Origin of the sequence: Natronohydrobacter thiooxidans, assembly GCF_001884735.1 — a bacterium.
In the GTDB taxonomy this organism is placed as follows: Bacteria; Pseudomonadota; Alphaproteobacteria; order Rhodobacterales; family Rhodobacteraceae; genus Roseinatronobacter; species Roseinatronobacter thiooxidans_A.
Genome location: NZ_MJAP01000026.1, coordinates 1 through 18,984, shown reverse-complemented (window position 1 = coordinate 18,984; position 18,984 = coordinate 1). Strand labels below are relative to the sequence as shown.

The 18,984-nt window shown below is 57.8% G+C and carries 15 protein-coding genes and 2 pseudogenes; 4 read left to right on the top strand and 13 right to left on the bottom strand.

Features of this window, described 5'->3' with window-relative positions:
* Nucleotides 1-430, top strand: a 430-nt coding sequence (locus BG457_RS12390) for a transposase (RefSeq protein WP_139257728.1), incomplete at its 5' end; no start/stop codon positions are given.
* A 59-nt stretch (nucleotides 431-489) separates the two neighbouring features.
* On the opposite strand, the pseudogene BG457_RS12385 reads toward BG457_RS12390, so the two are convergent.
* The 6 genes and pseudogenes from BG457_RS12385 to BG457_RS12360 form a co-directional block, all read right to left on the bottom strand.
* Nucleotides 490-1,833: pseudogene (locus BG457_RS12385) on the bottom strand (ISKra4 family transposase).
* Between the two features lie 158 nt (nucleotides 1,834-1,991).
* Nucleotides 1,992-3,095 (bottom strand): ABC transporter ATP-binding protein, encoded by a 1,104-nt coding sequence (locus BG457_RS12380; RefSeq protein WP_071797492.1) that lies wholly within the window; start codon nucleotides 3,093-3,095, stop codon nucleotides 1,992-1,994.
* The gene (locus BG457_RS12375) at nucleotides 3,088-4,143 is read right to left on the bottom strand and encodes an NAD(P)-dependent alcohol dehydrogenase (protein ID WP_071797488.1); all 1,056 of its coding nucleotides are present in this window, start codon (nucleotides 4,141-4,143) and stop codon (nucleotides 3,088-3,090) included. Before BG457_RS12375 ends, BG457_RS12380 begins: the two co-directional genes overlap by 8 nt.
* A 12-nt stretch (nucleotides 4,144-4,155) precedes the next feature.
* Nucleotides 4,156-4,965 (bottom strand): carbohydrate ABC transporter permease, encoded by an 810-nt coding sequence (locus BG457_RS12370; protein ID WP_071797486.1) that lies wholly within the window; start codon nucleotides 4,963-4,965, stop codon nucleotides 4,156-4,158.
* The gene (locus tag BG457_RS12365) at nucleotides 4,962-5,825 is read right to left on the bottom strand and encodes a carbohydrate ABC transporter permease (RefSeq protein ID WP_071797484.1); all 864 of its coding nucleotides are present in this window, start codon (nucleotides 5,823-5,825) and stop codon (nucleotides 4,962-4,964) included. Before BG457_RS12365 ends, BG457_RS12370 begins: the two co-directional genes overlap by 4 nt.
* A 114-nt stretch (nucleotides 5,826-5,939) precedes the next feature.
* Complete coding sequence (locus BG457_RS12360) at nucleotides 5,940-7,208, bottom strand: ABC transporter substrate-binding protein (protein WP_245771003.1); 1,269 nt, start codon at nucleotides 7,206-7,208, stop codon at nucleotides 5,940-5,942.
* A gap of 173 nt (nucleotides 7,209-7,381) precedes the next feature.
* Between BG457_RS12360 and BG457_RS12355 the strand changes: the two genes are divergently transcribed.
* Nucleotides 7,382-8,362 (top strand): AraC family transcriptional regulator, encoded by a 981-nt coding sequence (locus tag BG457_RS12355; protein WP_071797480.1) that lies wholly within the window; start codon nucleotides 7,382-7,384, stop codon nucleotides 8,360-8,362.
* Between the two features lie 289 nt (nucleotides 8,363-8,651).
* Here the strand turns inward: BG457_RS12355 and BG457_RS20005 are convergent.
* From BG457_RS20005 to uxuA, 3 genes and pseudogenes are all read right to left on the bottom strand, one after another.
* Nucleotides 8,652-8,750, bottom strand: a pseudogene (locus BG457_RS20005) (IS481 family transposase); the annotation flags it as partial.
* Between the two features lie 81 nt (nucleotides 8,751-8,831).
* Nucleotides 8,832-10,298 carry a mannitol dehydrogenase family protein gene (locus tag BG457_RS12345; protein ID WP_071797478.1) on the bottom strand — a complete coding sequence of 489 codons (1,467 nt, stop codon included), beginning with the start codon at nucleotides 10,296-10,298 and terminating at the stop codon, nucleotides 8,832-8,834.
* Nucleotides 10,295-11,509 (bottom strand): mannonate dehydratase, encoded by a 1,215-nt coding sequence (gene uxuA / locus BG457_RS12340; RefSeq protein WP_071797476.1) that lies wholly within the window; start codon nucleotides 11,507-11,509, stop codon nucleotides 10,295-10,297. Before uxuA ends, BG457_RS12345 begins: the two co-directional genes overlap by 4 nt.
* 701 nt (nucleotides 11,510-12,210) lie before the next feature.
* Here uxuA and BG457_RS12335 point away from each other — a divergent pair.
* Nucleotides 12,211-12,963 carry a GntR family transcriptional regulator gene (locus BG457_RS12335; RefSeq protein WP_071797474.1) on the top strand — a complete coding sequence of 251 codons (753 nt, stop codon included), beginning with the start codon at nucleotides 12,211-12,213 and terminating at the stop codon, nucleotides 12,961-12,963.
* A gap of 41 nt (nucleotides 12,964-13,004) precedes the next feature.
* Here BG457_RS12335 and BG457_RS12330 read toward each other — a convergent pair whose 3' ends face one another.
* The 4 genes from BG457_RS12330 to yiaK all read right to left on the bottom strand — a co-directional run bounded on the left by BG457_RS12330 (nucleotide 13,005) and on the right by yiaK (nucleotide 16,923).
* On the bottom strand, nucleotides 13,005-13,982 hold the full coding sequence (locus BG457_RS12330) for a TRAP transporter substrate-binding protein (RefSeq protein ID WP_071797473.1): 978 nt from the start codon (nucleotides 13,980-13,982) through the stop codon (nucleotides 13,005-13,007).
* Between the two features lie 70 nt (nucleotides 13,983-14,052).
* Nucleotides 14,053-15,330 carry a TRAP transporter large permease subunit gene (locus BG457_RS12325; protein WP_071797470.1) on the bottom strand — a complete coding sequence of 426 codons (1,278 nt, stop codon included), beginning with the start codon at nucleotides 15,328-15,330 and terminating at the stop codon, nucleotides 14,053-14,055.
* Complete coding sequence (locus tag BG457_RS12320; RefSeq protein WP_071797468.1) at nucleotides 15,327-15,824, bottom strand: TRAP transporter small permease; 498 nt, start codon at nucleotides 15,822-15,824, stop codon at nucleotides 15,327-15,329. Before BG457_RS12320 ends, BG457_RS12325 begins: the two co-directional genes overlap by 4 nt.
* 67 nt (nucleotides 15,825-15,891) lie before the next feature.
* Entirely contained in the window at nucleotides 15,892-16,923 is a 1,032-nt protein-coding gene (gene yiaK / locus BG457_RS12315) for a 3-dehydro-L-gulonate 2-dehydrogenase (RefSeq protein WP_217649523.1), read from the bottom strand.
* 414 nt (nucleotides 16,924-17,337) lie between these two features.
* Here yiaK and BG457_RS12310 point away from each other — a divergent pair, with 414 nt between their 5' ends.
* Nucleotides 17,338-18,378 (top strand): L-idonate 5-dehydrogenase, encoded by a 1,041-nt coding sequence (locus BG457_RS12310; RefSeq protein WP_071797466.1) that lies wholly within the window; start codon nucleotides 17,338-17,340, stop codon nucleotides 18,376-18,378.
* The last annotated feature ends 606 nt before the right edge of the window (nucleotides 18,379-18,984 follow it).

Genomic DNA, 18,984 nt, shown 5'->3' with positions numbered 1-18,984 from the left:
GGTCCGGGACCCGGAAACGGGGCATGCGATTTCCCCGGTTATCGCGGCCGCACTCTGCATCAAACCAAGAGGAAAATTCACCTTGGAACAAGCGAGAAAAGTCGAAGTTCTCAAGGAAGGCTCGCCAGCCTTCACAACAATGCGGCGCCTCGCCATGCGTTTCAATGGCATCTTGCGTGGTCGAAAAGCAGACCCGCTGCCCGCCTGGATCGACGATGCGATCGAAACGGACCTGGCGCCCATCGTGCGGTTCGCCCGAACCTTGAACAGAGACATTGATGCGGTCAGGAATGCGATCGAAATGGAGTGGAGCAATGGTCAAGCCGAAGGCCAGATCAACCGATTGAAGACCTTGAAGCGCGCGATGTATGGGCGAGCCGGCCCGAACTTGCTCAGGGCCCGAATGCTTCCTCTGCACCACACAAATTGAGGATGACCCTTTAAATCCGGCACAGTGCGCGTTGAGCGGGAGTGGGCAAAAGCTGGTGGTCAAGCGGCCCGCTTTGAGACGCCTAGCCTTCCGTCAAGCACAGCGGCCCGAGTGACGGCAACCCGATGCGCGCCCCGCGGTGACCATCTCATGCGCCGCTTGCCCATGCGGGTGTTGCCGATGTCACCAACACAGCCTTCTGCCCGGGACGACGAAACTGCGAGGCCATTCCGGTGTCGATGGCCGTAGTCTACGAGCGCGTCGAAGTTGTTCGCAAGGTAGGAATACAGGTCCTGGCACCGCGCTCTGACGCGCTTGGCCGCTTCTTGTAGTTCTCGGCCTTCGGCGTGCAGACGGTCGCAATCGATCTGAAGAACTTTGAGGATTGTCGCGGCGGTCATCACTTTGCCGTGCCAAAGGTACCAACGCAGTGTATCGGCAGGTCGCTCGAAGAGTAGCGGCAACCCTGAAAATCCCTTCAATTGCAGAAGTCCCCGCACCGCATTTTCAATGTGCTTGACCCGCATCGAGATATGCCACCAGTCCAGTATGTGGGTGACGGGACCTCGAACGGCACACCTGACCAAATTCGGCAGTGCAGGTTCGCCGTCTGATATCACGGTCACTTTGCTCTGACCGTCTCAACCCTGCGCGATCAGGTCATGTCGGAGTTTCTTTGCAGGAGAACTGGCGGCTTGCTGCACGAGGCCAAACCGCCGACTCATATTGGGGCTTTCAGCTTTGCCGACCACGACATCCAGATGGCGTTTCTGGTATTCAGGCCGACATCGTATGTGCACACCATTCAGGAAAACGGTTAGTGGTGAGCGCGGCGCGATTGTATCCGTGTTTCCTTGGCTTGCGTCGTCGTGGCCTAGCTCGTCGGCGATGCGACCCAAGCGATTTCGAACGGTCGTGTTCGACTGAGCCGAACAGGGCAGGAACATTTCGATCAATCGAGCGGCTTCCCGAAACAAGTGCCTGGCGCCCAATTCAGCCTGCAGGCGCCGAAGTTCGGGAGTCGCACGGTCAGAGAACAGCCCGGCAAGTGGTGATTGCGGCCCAGATTTCGCGACCCCCGCCGGTTGGCACAAGCAGCGTCGAAGCCTTGGCCACTTCACCCGAACTCACCCGAAAAGAGTGTCGAGAATACGGCCTCGATCATCGTGGATCGCGCGTTGTTTGGCACAGCCATCGCATTTCCGGCGAGCCTCTATTGCTTCACCGACCTGATTTTGCACAATCGCTTCCTGCAAGCGCCTCAACAAGGTCTTTGCTTCGTCGAGGAGAAGGCCCAAATTCTCGGAACCAAACTCGTCCGGCGCACGGCGAAGTTGACCGATATTGCGCCTCTTGGTTTCTCCATCGTCAAACGTCGTCTCGACAAAAATGCTTACATCCATGGTGGGTCCCGCCTTGTTCCGAGACCTTACCCTACCACGTCGACCACCAGGTTTTGCCCACTCCCGACCGGTGCAATGGTGCCCAGAAAAAGGAACCGACAAGACGCAGGCCAGATGATCCAAGATCGATATCAATTTACGTCATGGTCGTACTGCCTTTATGCCGCGGCAACACTTTGGGACTCGCGCAGAAGCGATTTGCCTGTTTTTTGATCAAACAAGTGAGCTGCCCCCTCCCTAATAGCGAAATTCACCTGTTCACCCTCAAAAGGGCGCTTTCGTGCGGCGACCAGAGCATGAAGCGAACTAGTACCAACTTTAAAGCTGACCAGCGCATGATCGCCATGGTACTCGATAAGATCGCACTGCCCCGACAACGGTGGGGTCACGGTGGCGTCTTGCACCAGATCGCTTGGCCGCACCCCGAGGACGACTTGCTGACCCGGCTCAACATTGAAGCTCGTCCCATCAAGGGCAAGCATGATCTCGTTGTTCACGACGCAGCATTGTCCGTGCTCACTCATGACAGTCGCATCAATAAAGTTCATGGCCGGTGTGCCGATGAAGCCAGCAACAAAACGAGAAACCGGGCGTTCATAAATCTCTTCCGGCGATCCGATTTGTTCGATCCGTCCGGCCTTCATCAGAACAATACGATCAGCCAACGTCATGGCTTCCATCTGATCATGTGTCACATACACAGTCGTTGTCTTGAGTTTCTTGTGGAGGCGCGCAATCTCTTCGCGCATGGTCGCGCGCAGTTTTGCGTCGAGATTGGACAGCGGCTCGTCAAACAAGAACACGTCCGGTGTCTTGATCATGGCACGCGCAATCGCCACGCGCTGTTGCTGGCCCCCGGATAATTCCGTTGGCTTGCGGTCAAGATAGGGTTCTAGGCCAAGAACAGAAGTCACCTCGGCAGTACGCGCGGTGATCTCGGCTTCAGAAACCTTCAGGCGACGCAGCCCGAAGGCGATATTGTCGCGGATTGTCATATGCGGGTACAGCGCGTAGTTCTGAAACACCATCGCGATACCACGATCACGCGGTTCCAGATCATTCACAACCTTGTCGCCGATCATCAACTCACCGCTTGTGATGTTCTCCAGCCCCGCCATCATGCGCAGCATGGTCGATTTCCCGCAGCCGGAAGGGCCAAGAAAAACAACGAATTCATGGTCACGGACATGCAGGTTGAAATCCGGTACGACCTCAATAGCGCCATAGGTCTTCCTGATGTTTCGGCAGATGATCTCAGCCATTTCCATGCCCTCCGCCTGTGATCTTGATTTGAAGTTTTATGTCCTTGTGGTGGCCCTGCGCGGCTCTTTCGAAAGCCTCAACCCCCTGATCGAAGGCGTAGGTATCCGAAATCAGAGGTTTCAAATCGACCTTGCCAGAAGCAATCAGTTCGAGCGCGCGGTCGAAGACATTGGCATAGCGAAATACTGTTTCGATCCGTATCTCGCGCATCACGGCTGCATTCACATCGAATGGCACTTCGCTGGGTGGCATCCCGACGATCACCAGACAGCCCCCCGGCCTGACACAGCGCACGGCGTCATTGAGCACCTTTGGCGCACCGCTGGCTTCAAAAGCAACGTCGGCGCCCCAATCCTGGGTGCGTTCATGAACGAAAGCCACAAGGTCGGACTGCGAAACATCAACTGTGATGATCCCATCATATCCTTGGGCGACTGACAGCTTTTCTGCGCTGACATCCGACATGATAACTTTGCTGCAACCGCCCGCAAGGGCTGCAAGCGCGGTCATGATGCCGATGGTGCCACAGCCCGTGACAATTGCCACATCCCCGGGCTTTATCCGCGCCTTGACGGCCGCCTGCATGCCAATTGCAAACGGTTCCACCATTGCGCCTTCGGCGAAAGACACTGTGTCGGGAAGCTTGTAGGTGAAGGCCGCCGGGTGGACGACCGACGATCTCAGGATCCCGTGATCCGGCGGCGTTGCCCAGAACGTGACAGCGGGGTCAACATTATACAGCCCAAGCTTTGATGCCCGCGACATCGGATCGGGAATGCCCGGCTCCATGCAGACCCTGTCACCCGCTTTCAGACCTGTGACAGCATTACCCACTTCAGAAACAATGCCAGACCCTTCGTGGCCCAGAACCAACGGTTGGGTCACAACGAAATCGCCGATCTTGCCATGCTTGAAGTAATGAACGTCGCTGCCGCAGATGCCGACGGTATCTACTGCGATCCGGACGTCATTCGGGCCGAGGACTTGCGGAAGCTCGATGTCACGAATGGCAAGCTTGCCGACATGCTCGAGTACGATTGCTTTCATGCGTTGATCTTTCTATCTGCGCTTCTGGGCGAAGGCGCGGTTCAGGAAATTGCCTAGAAGCCCCAAAAGCAAAAGCGGAGGAATGCTGAGCAATACGACCGCTGCATTGAGAATACCCCACGGCACATTCAGACCCTGTTGCGACATTTCAGACGCGACGAGGGGAAGCGTTTTAGCGTTGCTGGCCGTCAGCATCAGCGCCAGCATGAATTCATTCCAGACAAGGACGAAGCTGAAAGCGAGTGCCCCCATAAGCGCTTTCATCGCAACCGGAAGGGCGACGCGGAAAAAGACTGCGTAGGGACCATAGCCATCCACGCGGGCGGCTTCCTCTACCTCTTTGGGAACCGATTGAAAGCCGGGGATCGACAACCAGATTGCGATTGACGTGGTGATCAGGCTGTATGTCACGATCATTGACAAGCGCGTGTCGTAGAAACCCAGGTTCAGCCAGATCACCATGAACGGGATCGCTATCGCAACCGGCGGCAGGAAGCGCAGCGACAGCACAAAGAACTGTATCTCGCGCGTGATCCTGTTGGGATACCTCGCAATCGCATAGGCCGCTGGAAGGCCAAGCACGAGGCCGATACCAACCGCAGAGAGGCAGATAATCAGAGAATTGTAGAGCGCCCCGAACACGCTTCTTCGGCTCAGGACGTAGGCAATATTGTCAAATGTCGGCTCGAAGACAAATTTGGGCACAGGTGTTAGAAGATCTGCATTGACCTTGAAGGCGTTCATCAATGTCCAAAGCAACGGCATCAGAACGCAGGCTGCGCAGAAAACGAGTGTGGCTTTGCCAATAACGCGCGCAATCATTTGTTCACCTTCTTCCAGATGATCGTAAAGGCGACGATTGTGAGAATGAGCATGAAGACTGCGATACTGGAGGCGTAGCCAATCTTCCCCGACTCGATGAAGCCCTGCGAAAAGGCATACATATCCAGCGTTTCAGTGCTGATGCCGGGGCCACCGCGCGTCATCACATAGATCAGATCAAAAGAACGCAGCGACTCGATTGCCTTGACCAAAGCCAGACTGATAAGGGGCGCTCGCAGCATCGGGATCGTAATGTAGAAGTGGATTTGCCAGGGCCTAGCATAATCCAAACGGCTGGCCTCGATCGGCTGTGGCGGCAGGGATTCCAACAGCTTCACGATGATCACAGCAAAAAAGAAGCCCCATTGCCAGATATCGACGAAAGCCACGACCATCAGCGCCGAAGTCGGGTCTGCCAGCAGGTCAAGCGGCTTGCCCGTTATGGCCCGGTAAGGATAGGTCACGATCCCATAAAGCGGATGGAACGCGAATTTCCAGACAAAGGCCGCACAGACCCTTGGCAGCAGGACCGGGATCAGAAAGATCAGGCAATAGATGTTGCGCGCACGCGGGGACGCACATTCAAACATCAGGACACCCAGCCCCACCGCAAGGATCATGGTTCCGGTGACGGTGATGACTTCCCACTTGACCGAAACCACTGCGGAATTGAGGAAGCGTCTGTCGGACCAAAGCTGCAGATAGTTCTCAAAGCCAATGTAGTTGAAATCGGGCGAGAAAAGCGAACGATCCGTGAAAGACATACTCAGAGCGTAAAGCGTTGGCGTAAGGGCGAGGATAGCAAGCAATGCAATCGTCGGCACCAGAAAGACAAAGGGCAACGAGCTTTGACGATTCATCTGTCACCTTCCTTGTGGGCATTTAACGAGGCATAATGCCCGGTCTGAGACCAGCGCATTGACCTGGGCAACCTTGATTGCCTAGGTCAGGGATACGGAAAATTGCAGCGAGAGTTAGTTCGCCGTGATCTGGATGGCGTAGGCTTCCAGTTCATCGAGAGCGTCCTGAATGTCGGTACGCTGACCCGTGATCAACTCTTCCAGAATGATGCCCCAGCGGTTCCCCAAATCCGGCCATTTTTCATTCTGCCAGAAATTCACCTTGGTGACAGCGGATGTCGCTTCAAGAGCCGCCGGGAGCGCTTCGCCAAAGGCTTCCGAGAATTCAGGGCTGTTGAACACACTGGTTCGGTTCAACTCGCCGGACTGCCCGGCTGCAAGGCGACGAAGCTCGTTTTCCTTGGACGTTGCCCATGCGATCCACAGCCCCGCGCAATCACGATCAGCGGCCGATGCATTGCCGCGCGTCCCAATTGCAAAACCATGGGCATAACCACCGCCGGTCAGAGGTTCAGGCGGAATGCCAAATGCCACCTTGTCCGACACGTTCGATGCATCGGCATTCAGCGACATGCCACCCAGCGGCGCGGATTCGACGATCAGCGCGACCTGACCGGAATTGAACGCGCCGGTGGACTCGTCCCAACTGCCTGTGCGGGTGCCGGGGGGCGAGTATTCGAACAGTCTCAGATAGGTTTCGGTCGCCCGCACCGCAGCGTCGCTGTTGAATGCGGGCGTCCCATCGACATTGAACCATTCGCCACCGAATCCACGGAAATACGGCATCCAACGCCAGACATTCGCACCAGACCCACGTTGGCCGCGGAGTGCAAAACCATAAATGCCATTGCTGGGGTCATGAATGGCTTCCACAACCGCAAAGAGTTCTTCCAGAGTTTTCGGCGGTTCCACGCCGGCGGCCGAGAAAATATCGGTGCGATAGACCATGAGATCGCCACCGCCGGTAATCGGCGCAAACCAGACCTGCCCGTCATAGGTCGCTGTGGCCCGGCGACCGGGGTCGAAATCGTCGAAATCATACTCCGCCGGATAATGATCCAGCAGCGGTGTAATCCAACCTGACGACGCGAATTGCGCGAGGTTTGCTTCGTCAACATAATAGACATTGTAGCTGCCGATGATCGATGCATCGGCCTGCGACCTGGCGCGACGGTCGTTTTCGTTCAGGTAATCGACCTGAAAGCCCACGCCGGAGAGTCCTCGAAACTCCTGCGCGAATGACTCGGTTGTTGCCAGCCCCGTTTGCGGCTGAGCTAGGATTTTCAGGTCGCTGGTGCAGACCTGTTGCGCCGCCGCCGACTGCGCTGCGATGATCACAGCTGCGGATGCAGCGGACAACATAAGGCATGTGTTCCGTTTCACGAGATATTCCTCCCTGTGTTTGACCAAGCCACGTCTCCTCAACGCAAGCTCTGTGCAAATTCTTATCTCGTGACCGGGCAAAGGCTATCGCGTCAGATGCAGAGAATCTGTACTATTCTGCAAAGATCGCGCTAGTGTAGCTTTCACAGAACACGTCAGCATGGACCGAACAAATGAAGCTTGATTCTATAGAACCTACTGAATCTCATGCGTATTTTGAACAGATCGAGATTCCGCCCGGCCATAGCTTTCTGTGGCGTATTGACGACTACCCATGGGCCAGAAACGTATGGAACTATCACCCCGAGTTTGAGATTCACCTGATTCGGCACTCTTCCGGGCTGACCTATGTCGGGGATCATATCGGTCAGTTTGATGCCGGGGATCTGTTTCTGGTTGGCTCTGACCTTCCGCATAACTGGATCACACCGCAAACCGGCGACCGCCTCCTCAAGGCAAGAGACATCGTTTTGCAGTTCGATCCGTCGATCTTACTTTCAAAGAGCAACGCATTGGAGGAACTTTCAAGCGTTCAGGGTCTGTTCGAGAAGTCTTCCCGTGGGTTGGAGTTCTTCGGCGCGGCAAGACAGGAAGGCCGTCGCATTCTCGAAAGCATGGACGGGTCCGGAAGCCTGCGGGATCTTTCGAGAATGCTGGAGTTGCTGGCGATCCTGTCATCTACGGATGAGTACAAAATCCTGTCTTCACAGGCTTTCCTTGATGGGGATCATGTGACCGGGATCAAAGAGCACAAGCTGATCGAGCAGGCGTTGGAGTATTTGCAGACAAATTTCCTGCACGCACCATCACTCAAGGATGTCGCAGATCTTCTGGGAATGTCCGAGACTTCGTTCTCGCGCTTCTTCAAGAAGAAAACAGGCAACACATTCTCCTATCACCTGGCCTCTTTGCGGCTATGGATGGCGGAAAAGCTGTTGGTTGAAACTGACATGCCGATCACGGATATCTGTTTCGAAGCAGGTTTCAACAATATCGCCAACTTCAACCGGACGTTCCTGAAACGGAATGGAATGCCTCCGTCGCTCTATCGCAAAGCCTCAAAGCAACGGAATCTGTCAAGGACGCAAGAACGTGCACTGTCAAGGCCCCAAGGCTCTGACCTGCCCCCCGAGAGTTCCCTCGAACTAATGTAGAGTCTGCCCACACCAACCGGGCTCCGGTTCCGGCTGGATGAAAGTTCAGCGGCAGGTCATGATGGCAACCGCTACACGGACTTGCTAGAGCTATCCGCCGAGGCCTCAAAAACATGAAAATCCAAGCCCTCCTGACTGCCAACGCCATAAACCTGAAGAAGTTGGCGACAGCCATCATGATGCTACTCTGTTCGATCATAATATTACGCCCAGCCCAACCACACCCAGAAGCAGCCTGAAGTGGCTTTCTCAACGGCCCCCACGGTATCGTTTTCTGACCCTCCTCACTCCCGTAGCGCTTGGACAGTGCTCTCAGGCTCTTTTGACTATGCTGTATCGCTCGACGGATTGCCTCTGTCGTGGTGGCACTCCTGTGCGGTACCTGCACCCATAACGCATCCCTCCATGCTGGCGAAAATATTGCACCATCAAAGTCTGGGATCAAACAACTATAGGTAGCAAACGCAGCTCATTGCTCCCCCTCCGCCTGGATGGCTGCGATCATGCTGCTGGACAGCATTCGCTCAAGTATCTCTGTCACCCTGTTCAGGAACAGGGTGTCGCGGCACAGCCCATCGGGCATCAGGCCGGGCAAAGACGACAGGGCGTGGGCGATGTCGATGGCTGTCGCGGCATTGGCCAGGGCCCGGCCGATGTCGCTCGCGCGCGGATCGCGCAACTCATAGGGCGGGCAATCATGTGCGGCGCGGGACGCATGGCGCATCCAGGCGGCGGTGGCAAAAGCGAAGGGTCGCAAATCCGCCCCGCGCTTGCGTGCGTCATCGGCCGGGGAAAAAATGCGCTGCGGCATTTTCTCGGTCCCGTCCATCGCGATCTGAAATGTTTCATGCGCTATCGCAGGGTTTGCGAAACGCTCGCAGAGTTGCGAGGCATAGTTGTCGAGATCGATGCCGCTCAAAGGCGGTAGCGTCGCGGCAGCCGCCTGCATATGGCGCGACACAAGCGCAGCAAGATCCCGATGCGCCATGACATCGCGCACCAGTGCGAGACCCGCATGAAAGCCAGCATAGGCGAGCATCGAATGGCTGCCATTCAGCATCCGGAGCTTCATCGATTCATAGGGCGCGACATCCGTCACGAAGAGCGCCCTGGCACTGGCCCAGTCAGGGCGGCCCTGAGGGAAGTTGTCCTCAATCACCCATTGCCGGAAATCCTCTGTGTCGGTTGCGGCTGCGTCGGCATAGCCCGTCTGGCGCGCGGCCTCTGCCCGCGTTGCGGCGGTTGCGGCGGGCGTGATGCGGTCGACCATGCAGCAGGGAAAGACCAGCTCGCGCGCCATATACTCCGCCAGATCCGGGTCGATGCGCCACGCGAAATCGATGACTGCGCCGCGCAAGAGCAGCCCGTTTTCCGGCAGGTTGTCGCAGCACAGCACAGTGAAGGGCGCCAGTCCGGCCTGCCGACGCAGCGCGGCGGCGCGCGCGATCAGCCCCAGCACGCCCTGCGGATGCTCGGGTGTGGCAAGGTCGGCCTTCACGGCGGGATGTGTCGGGTCGCAGCCAGTGTTGGTACGATCCAGGCCATAGGCTTTCTCGGTGACCGTCAGGCTCACGATCCGACAAGTGGGGTCTGCCATGGCTGCCAGCGCGCGGTCAGACCCGTTTGCGGCACAAACCGCGCCCGCGATCGCTCCGATGACGCGGGCCCGACTGCCCGCGGCGCTGTGTTCGATCAGCGTATAGCGCCCATCTTGCGGACCCAGTTGCTCCAGCGCCTGCGTCGAGCGAAGGGATACCCCCAGAATTCGCCAGTCCCCGCCCGACACGGCCAGGGCAGTATCGGTATAGGCGGCCTGATGTGCCTTGTGAAAGGCGCCGAGCCCGATATGGACGATGCCAATGCCATGGTCTTCGGGCCGATAGGCGGGTGCAATGGTCTTTGGCAGCAGGGCGCGGGCGGACAGACGTGGGGTCATGGCAACGAGACCTGCGGGTGTTGCAGCGCAGTCATGATGCCGCGCAATTCTGCAAGTCCCTTCAGTCGCCCGATCGACGGATAGCCCGGCTGCGCCTTGCGGCCAAGATCATCCAGAATATCCTGCCCATGGTCAGGACGCATGGGAATGTTGCAATCTGTCCGTCCGATCTGCTTGCGGCGCGCTTCCTCGCGCAGAACCGCAGCGATGAAGGCCACCATATCCGTGCCGCCGCGCAGATGTTCTGCCTCGTGAAAGCTGCCCGCAATCGCGTCGCTTTCGCGCAACACGTTGCGCATGTGCAGGAAATGCACGCGCGCGCCCAGCCGGTCCATTATCCCCGGAATGTCATTGTCCGGCCGTGCCCCGAGAGAGCCGGAACAAAGGGTGATCCCGTTCGCAGACAGATCAACGGCCTCCATCACTGCGCGGTAGTCGGATTCGGTGGACATGATGCGCGGCAGTCCCATCAGCGCAAAGGGAGGATCATCAGGATGGCAACACAGACGCAGGCCAAGCTCTTGCGCCACGGGCGCCACCTCTGACAGGAAATCGACCAGATGCCCCCGCAAGCTCTCGGGGGTGATCTGCTTGTATTCGGCAAGATGCGCGCGCACATCTTCCAGCGTGAGGTGCTCGGCGGCACCCGGCAGGCCAAAGACCACATTGCGGGCCAGCGCCGCGCGGTCGCTGTCGGACATGTCCGCGGCGCGCTCGCGCGCTTCCTCCAGGACGTCGGGCGGATAGTCGTCATCTGCGCCGGGGCGGGCCAGAATGTGAATGTCGAACACCGCAAAGTCGGTCAGGTCAAAGCGCATGCAGGTGGCGCCATTCGGAAGACGCCATGCGAGATCGGTCCGCGTCCAGTCCAGCACCGGCATGAAATTGTAGCAGATGACTTCCAGCCCGGCCGCATGCAGATTGCGCAGGGACTGCTTGTAGGCGTCGAGATGCGCGCGCCAATCGCCGCGCTGTTTCTTGATGTCCTCCGACACCGGCAAGCTCTCCACAACTTCCCAGCACAGGCCGGATGCGGAGCCGTCACGCATGACCGCAATTTCGCGCTGCCGCCTCGCGATGTCCTCGGGCGTCCAGACAGCCCCCGTGGGGACATGATGCAGGGCCGAGACAACCCCCTCAACCCCTGCCTGCATCATGTCATCAACGCAAACCAGATCCTGAGGCCCGAACCATCTCCACGTCTGACGCATTGCCGCTCTCCCTCTCAGTTGTCGCCCTCTTTCTTCTCGATAGCACTGATGCTGGATGCTGACTAGTATGGAAGTACGATCGTGTTGGCAGATTCCAGGCGGGAAAAGCCAGATGCCCCGGCCCAGAGGGTGGCGCGTCGAGCCTGCACCGGGTGCCACGGTCGGCCAGCAAGCGTCACGGATCCTGCTCGACCGCACCCTGTGCCGCAATTCGCCATCCGCCGCGCTGCCAGCGCTATTTCTCCGCAAAACTGTCGCGGCGGAAATGGGCATTGCGGGTTCACTGGAAGATATGGATATCCGAGCCAGACAGTTTCGTCCCATACGCGATCCAGAATATGCCGGGCCGGAAGACATTGCTTCGCCGAACCAAGGGAGTCAGACTCCGATCGGTTCAACGCCAGCCATTGACATGTATGGTAGTATTTAGTTAGCTTTTGAGCGTCGCGGGAATGGATGCTTCGGGACGATAACCTGCGGCCCGTTCAGTCAGACAGAAGATGCCAATAAAGAGCAAGAAGCGGAATTGGGTGCGATGATCGAGGCCAAGAAAGATGCCGAGATGTCAGCAGAGCTTGGGATCATCTGTTGATAATACCTTTTCGTGACGCTCACACCGAGAGCAGGAATTTGCTGGCACGCGTTCTCTCCAAGGTGGTTTCAAACGCGCCAGCTTGTGCAAATAGTCAATGTGAGTCCTGATGAGCAATCCGATACGCAATGAGCAGATTGATCCCGAAGATGCCATCGGTCGCCAACTTGTCGGGATTCTTCGCAAACGTATCATAGAGAACAAGACAACACCCGGTCAGCGGTTTTCCGAGGCCGAGATCAGCGCCAGCTTCGGTGTCAGCCGTCAGCCTGTCCGCGAGGCATTCATCAAACTGGCCGAAGAAGGCCTTGTTCAGGTCCGCCCGCAGCGCGGCACCTTCGTGCGCCGCATCTCGCTGCGCGCCGTCGAGGACGCGCGGTTTATCCGCGAAGCCATCGAAGGCGATCTGGTGCGGATCCTCGCGGATAAGCCGCACCCAGCATTGTCGGAGGAACTCAGACAGCAACTGAAGGCGCAAAGTGAGTTGAGTCTGGGTCAGCATACGCAGCTGGAGCGAACCGAGTTTCTACGACTGGACGATCTTTTCCATCGCACTCTGGCCGATGCCGCAGGACGTCAGGATCTGTGGCAGCTCCTGGACGGAATGAAATCGCAGATGGATCGGGTCAGATACCTGACAACGCAAACGCTGGATATCAGACGCCTTGTGGATCAGCACACGGCGATTGTGGACGCGATCGAGGCTGGCGATGCCTCTCTGGCCGAGTTTGCGATGCGCCAACATCTGCGCACCATCCTGCAGGATCTTGACATCCATCGTGTGCGGACACCGGATTTGTTCGAGGAGGCGCATCTTGATTTGCAGGATATGCCGCGCGTCAGGCTGGATCAGGGCGAATAACCGCGGGGCCGGACCAGACGGCCCGCCCCCGCGCGCCCCACTCAGTTCCGCATCGCGTCGATGGCTTCCAGTTTTTCAGCGCCGCCGAATTCGGAAATGAAGCGTTCGCGGACCGGAAGGGTCGCCTCGACAAAAGGTGACTGATCAAATTCTTCGGTCACGGTCTTGCCCAAGGACCGCAATTCCTCGACCTGTGACGCGAGCGCGTCGCTATTCAACGCACGCTGGAATGATGCAGTTTCGACAGCCGTGTCGATCAGGATTTGCTGATGTTCCGGCGACAGCGCATCAAACTTCGCCTTGTTCATGGCCACCACCAGCGGGCTGTAGGCATGGCGTGACAGTGTGATATTGTCCTGCACCTCATAGAAGCTTGCCGACATGAACACGCCCAGAGGGTGTTCCTGCGCATCCACCGTGCCCATTTCGAGCGCGGTATACAACTCTCCGATAGCCATCGGCACCGGGTTTGACCCCAGCAATTCGAAGGCGTGGATATGCACTGGCGCCCCCGTCGTGCGGATTGTCAGGCCAACCATGTCATCGGGCGTTTCAACCACACGATTCCTGGTCGAGATTTGGCGCCAGCCATTGTCCCAGAAGGCAAGCCCCTTCAGGCCGACATCTTCCAGTTGATCCAGCAATTCGCGGCCCACCTCTCCGTCAAGGACGCGGAAGACATGGTCGTCGTCCTGAAACAGGAACGGGATATCCAGCATCCCCATTTCGGGCTTCAACCCGCTGAGGTTTGAAGATCCGGTGACGAACATGTCCACGGTATTCCCGCGTGTCCCGGTGATGACGGCCTGCGCATTGCCAAGTGTGCCGCCTGCGAATATCCGCAGGGCAAGATCCCCACCGGTGCGCTCGGCCAGCAATTCATTCATATGCTCGGCGGCCTTCACCTGCGAATCCGCGGCCGGAGCCTCGGCGGCGAAACGAAAGGTCTGGGCCTGTGCGGTTGCGCTGCCGATGGCCAGTGCAGCCCCCGCGGCAATCAGCATCTTGTGATACGTCATTGGTTTTCTCCTCCTCTGGGTTTATGGAACATCTGGGTTTTCCTCCTGCTGGTGAATGTCTGACCTGGCCCTATCGCAGCCATTGCAGTGGCGTGATGATCAGAGCTGGAAAGACAACAAAGAGTGCGAGCAGCGCTAGCATCGCGGCCAGATATGGCAGCACGCCGATGGCACATCGGTCAAAGGGCAGTCGCGAAACCCCCGCGATGACGTTCAGCACATTCCCGACCGGTGGCGTGATCAGCCCGATCGAGCAGTTCAGGATGAACATGACACCGAAATAGACCGGATCGATCCCGGCGGCGATGACAATGGGCATCAGCACCGGTCCCAGAATCAGCACAGTCGGCGTCAGGTCCATCACCATTCCGACGGCCATGACCACCAGCATTATCATCGCCATCAGCAGGATCGGGTTGGCGATCAACGGCTCTGTCAGCGCCACGATCTGCGCCGGGAAATCCGCAATCGTGATCAGCCAGGCCGAGACGGCAGCAGCTGCGACCAGCAGCATTACAATCGCCGTGGTTTCAGCGGCGTTGTAGAATACCTTGAACAGGTCCTTGAACGACAATTCGCGGTATATGACTGTGCCGATAAAGATTGCATAGGCTGCAGCGACGACACCCGCTTCTGTCGGGGTGAAGATGCCGGACCGGAACCCACCGATAATGATGACCGGCAGCATCAACGCCCATATCCCCTCGCGAAACGAGGCAAAAACCTCGCGGCGCGTGGCCTTGGGCATCGGTGTCAGGTCCAGCGACTGACACTGCCACCACCACACCAGCCCCAGCGCGACCCCCATCATGATCCCCGGCGCGATCCCCGCAAGGAACAGCTGCGAGATCGAAACGCCTGTCGTCGCCCCGAAAATGATAAATGGAATCGAGGGTGGTATGATCGGGGCAATGATCCCGCCGGTAGCGATCAGCCCGGCTGACCTGCCTTCGGGATATCCGGCCTGTCGCATCATCGGCAGCAGCACCATCGCCAGCGCGGCAGTGTCCGCCGCGGCTGAGCCCGACATGCTGGCCATCAGCACGGCGGCGATAATGGCGACAAACCCAAGTCCGCCCCGCCGGTGGCCGACCGCCTTCATGGGCAGATCAATGATCCGGCGCGAGACGCCGCCAGCATTCATCGCTTCACCTGCAAGAATGAAGAAAGGGATGGCCAGCAGCGTATAGCTGTCCGCACCATTCATCAGGTTCTGAGCCATGATCTGCGGGGCAAACAGACCAAGATGCAGCATCAGGCCGACAGCGGCGACCAGAAGAGCCATTGCAATTGGAATGCCCATCGCAATCGCAAGAAACAGTCCGGCGAGAAAGATAATGATGCTCATGAGGTTTGCCCGTCATCTTTGCCGGACAGGCGTCGGACCATCTGCCGCAGTACAAGCCCGGCGACGGCAGTTCCGAAGGGAATGCCGGCTGCATACAGCCATGCAACTGATATGCCGGTGACTGGCAGGCGATTGACCAGATTCAGGGTCGCCAGTTCATAGCAGCCCCGGACAATCAGGTAGCAGCATACCAGCACCACAACGTCGCCCAACAGATACACGACGGTTCGTGGCCGCTTTGGCAGCATTTTCACAAACAGATCCATGCGGACATGCCTGTTGCGCGCATAGGCAAGAATGCCCCCAAGAAAGGTAAGCCAGACAAAGGCATAGCGCGCGATCTCTTCAGTCATGATCAGGCTGGTATTGAAGCCGTAGCGCAGCACAACATTGGTGAACACGAGCAGGGTCATGGTCAGAATGCAGATCACCATGAGTGACTTCAGCGTCTGTTCTGCCAGGCGCGTCAACAAGCCGGAGCCTTGATCCGTCATGGGTGTTCTCCTCCCCTAGCGAGTAGTGATCTGCCCCTGGCCCAATGGGCCGGGCAGGCGCGTAGCCTCATGCTTTGGGTTCTCGTTCTGCAAGTGCCTCAACTTCCTGCCATATGCCGTCGTCGACGATGACACCGTTCGCCAGGTGCTCCTGCCGCGTGTGGTATGTGTTCTGACCGGGATAGGTGACCTTGCGTGACGGGTCAGCCGGAGTGGAGCCGTTCACATATCTGGCCATACCATCGACGATCTCCTGCATATGGGCTGCAGACCCAAGACGGTCAGGATCGAAGGCCAGAAAAATCTGCGAGCAACCCGTGCAGCTGCCTTGATCCACTTGGTCGATCTGATGCGTCGCAAGCCCTTCGGACAGGACAGCCGCGAGCACGTCCAGCAGGATGGTAAGCCCTGACCCCTTCCAGAAGCCGGTCGGCAGGATGCGGCGCGACGCCTCGATTGCCGCAGGATCCGCGGTCAGATTGCCGTCATTGTCAAAACCACCCGGATAGGGGAGTTGCGCATTCTTCAAGCGCGTGGTCTGCAGCTTGCCATAGGAATACTGCGACATGGCCATGTCCAGAACCAAATGCCCCTCGGCGCGCGGCACCGCCATGACCAGCGGGTTGTTTCCCAGCCGGGTGTCAGTAGCGCCCCAGGCGGGCATGCAGGATTCGGTATTGGTCCAAGCCATCAGGATCTTGCCACGATCCGCGGCGTGCCAGCCGAATGCACCACCGCGCATCCAATGGGTTGTGTTGCGCAATGCCACGATGCCAGTGCCATGCTCTGCCGCAAGTTCAATCGCCCGGTCGGTTGCGTACAACGCATTCAGAATGCCGGGGCCGCGCTGACCGTCCAGAACCTCGATAGGCCCCGTCTGTCGCACCAATACCGGCTCGGCATCCGCATCAACCCAGCCGAGGGTCAGATACTCGATGAAGCGGGGCACGCGATTCAGGCCGTGAGAATAAACACCGTCTCTGCTTGCTTCGGCGTGGAAACGCGCGCTGATCCGCGCCTTTTCCTCGGTCATGCCTGCGCGCAGGAAGGCCTGCGCGATCGTATCCTCAAGCTGCTGATAGGGAACCCTCGTCATCATAGTCTCCACCCCTCGCCGCAACTCCTCATTGCGGGCTGTCTTTCCGATACGATAAATATACTACCATACTTGTCAACACAAATAGCAAGCTTTATACAGTCAACTGGATCGGTGGAGGGATTGGGGAATGCGTGACTCAGCAGGGAAAGGCTTCAACAATGCACCGATGGCGACTCTGCCTGTTCTGAGGCTGATATCGCAAATTCCCGCCCAGACGACCCAATTCCATCAGGCCGAGAGCATCTGTCAGCCGACCGCCCCCGCTTTGCCCCGATGCCAACCGAGTGCAGGTCGGCCTCATCCTTTCCTTCTACCTGCGCAACCGGATTGGCGGCGCTGACCAACAAGCAGGAGAAGCTCTTGCGAGCCAGCGTCCTGACACATCGCAACTTAGCAGAGATGTAGTTAACCGAAATGACCGACCTGACCTGCCGACTCTACGCTGCTCATGACCTGCGTATTGAGGAACTCCCCGAACCTCAGGCCGCCCCGGAAAGCGCCATTATCCGCGTTCAAAGAGGGGGGATCTGCGGGTCGGATCTGCATTATTATCACAAGGGTGGCTTCGGCCCGGTTCGGGTGCGCGAGCCGATCATCCTGGGGCACGAAGCAGCGGGTCTGGTCGAATCGGCACCCGAAAACTGCGGCCTGCGGCCGGGCCAGCTGGTTGCCTTGTGCCCGTCGCGCCCTTGCAATACTTGCGCATTCTGCCTGTCCGGCAAGCAGCGGCACTGTCTGAACATGCGCTTCAACGGGTCCGCAATGCGGCTCCCGCATGAGGATGGTTTTTTCCGCAGCCGCATCGCCCATCCTGTCGTGCAATGCCTTCCGATAGAAGATGGAACCGATGCCCAAGCCGCTGCCTGGGCCGAGCCTTTGGCGGTTTGCTTGCATGCATTGCGCCTCGCGCCGTCACTGGAAGGGCAGAAAGTGCTGGTGACCGGCACAGGGCCCATCGGGGCAATCTGCATCGCCCTTGCACGCCTGAAAGGGGCTGATGAAATAGTTGCCACGGATGTTCAAGATTTCACCCTTGGCCTCGCGCGGCAGATGGGCGCCGATCGTATCGTGAATGTCATCTCGGAAACGAATGCCTTGAATGAATATGCGGCGGGCAAAGGTCAGTTCGATGTGGTGTTGGAGTGCTCGGCCAATCCGCAGGCCATTGCTCATGCCATCGATCTGGTCCGACCGCAGGGAACTATCCTGCAGATTGGCGTAGGGGGCAGCACGGACATGCCATTGAATCTGATCGTGGGCAAAGAGCTTCGATTCCTTGGCACCCACCGCTTTGATGCCGAATTCGCTGATGCTGTCCGGATGATTGGTGCAAAAGAGATTGATCTGAGTCCTTTGGTCACACATGTTCTGCCCGTTACGGATGGTGTCCGCGCTTTCGACATTGCTGGCGACCGCACGAGGGCCGTGAAGGTGCAAATAGATTTTGAATTGTGATGCAGGAATGACTGCGTGTTCAAGAAGGCAAGTACCGCGACCTGTGCGAGACGAAATGACACGCGTATGCACTTATGTCATCGCCGCCATCGGATGTCGATAATCTTCCTGTTTCGTTGCTCTGCCTCACTTCGCGTGGCGCAACTATCCTGAAACTGGAAAATTCAGGAGGGATAGTTGTAAGTTCGAAGCACCATTGGTCGCCCGGGGGCGAAGTTTCGGTTCAAAGCGTAGAGCGAAGTGGTAATCTCCCCCCTTTTAGCGGGGTGCATAGGTAGAACTTACGCGGCCATTTTGAGTTACATGGCGGGTGACCCCAACGCCAAAGAAACCAACAATCTTTGAACCGCGATCGCAAAGGAAGAAGTCGCCTGCGGTCTGAGGGATACAGAATGCCGCCAGTAGGCAGTTCGCTCGGTTCATGTCAGCCCAGCCGGCTGGCTTTGGCCACCTACCTTCACGCAATAGGAGGTGGATGCCCCACATAGCTGCGTCGCGAAGGACAAGCATTTCACGCACAGTATACGGCGGTTAATATCGAATAAACTGCTCATAACCGCCGCCCCCTGCCCTGCGTCATCATGTCCAGTAAGTTTGCATTATCGG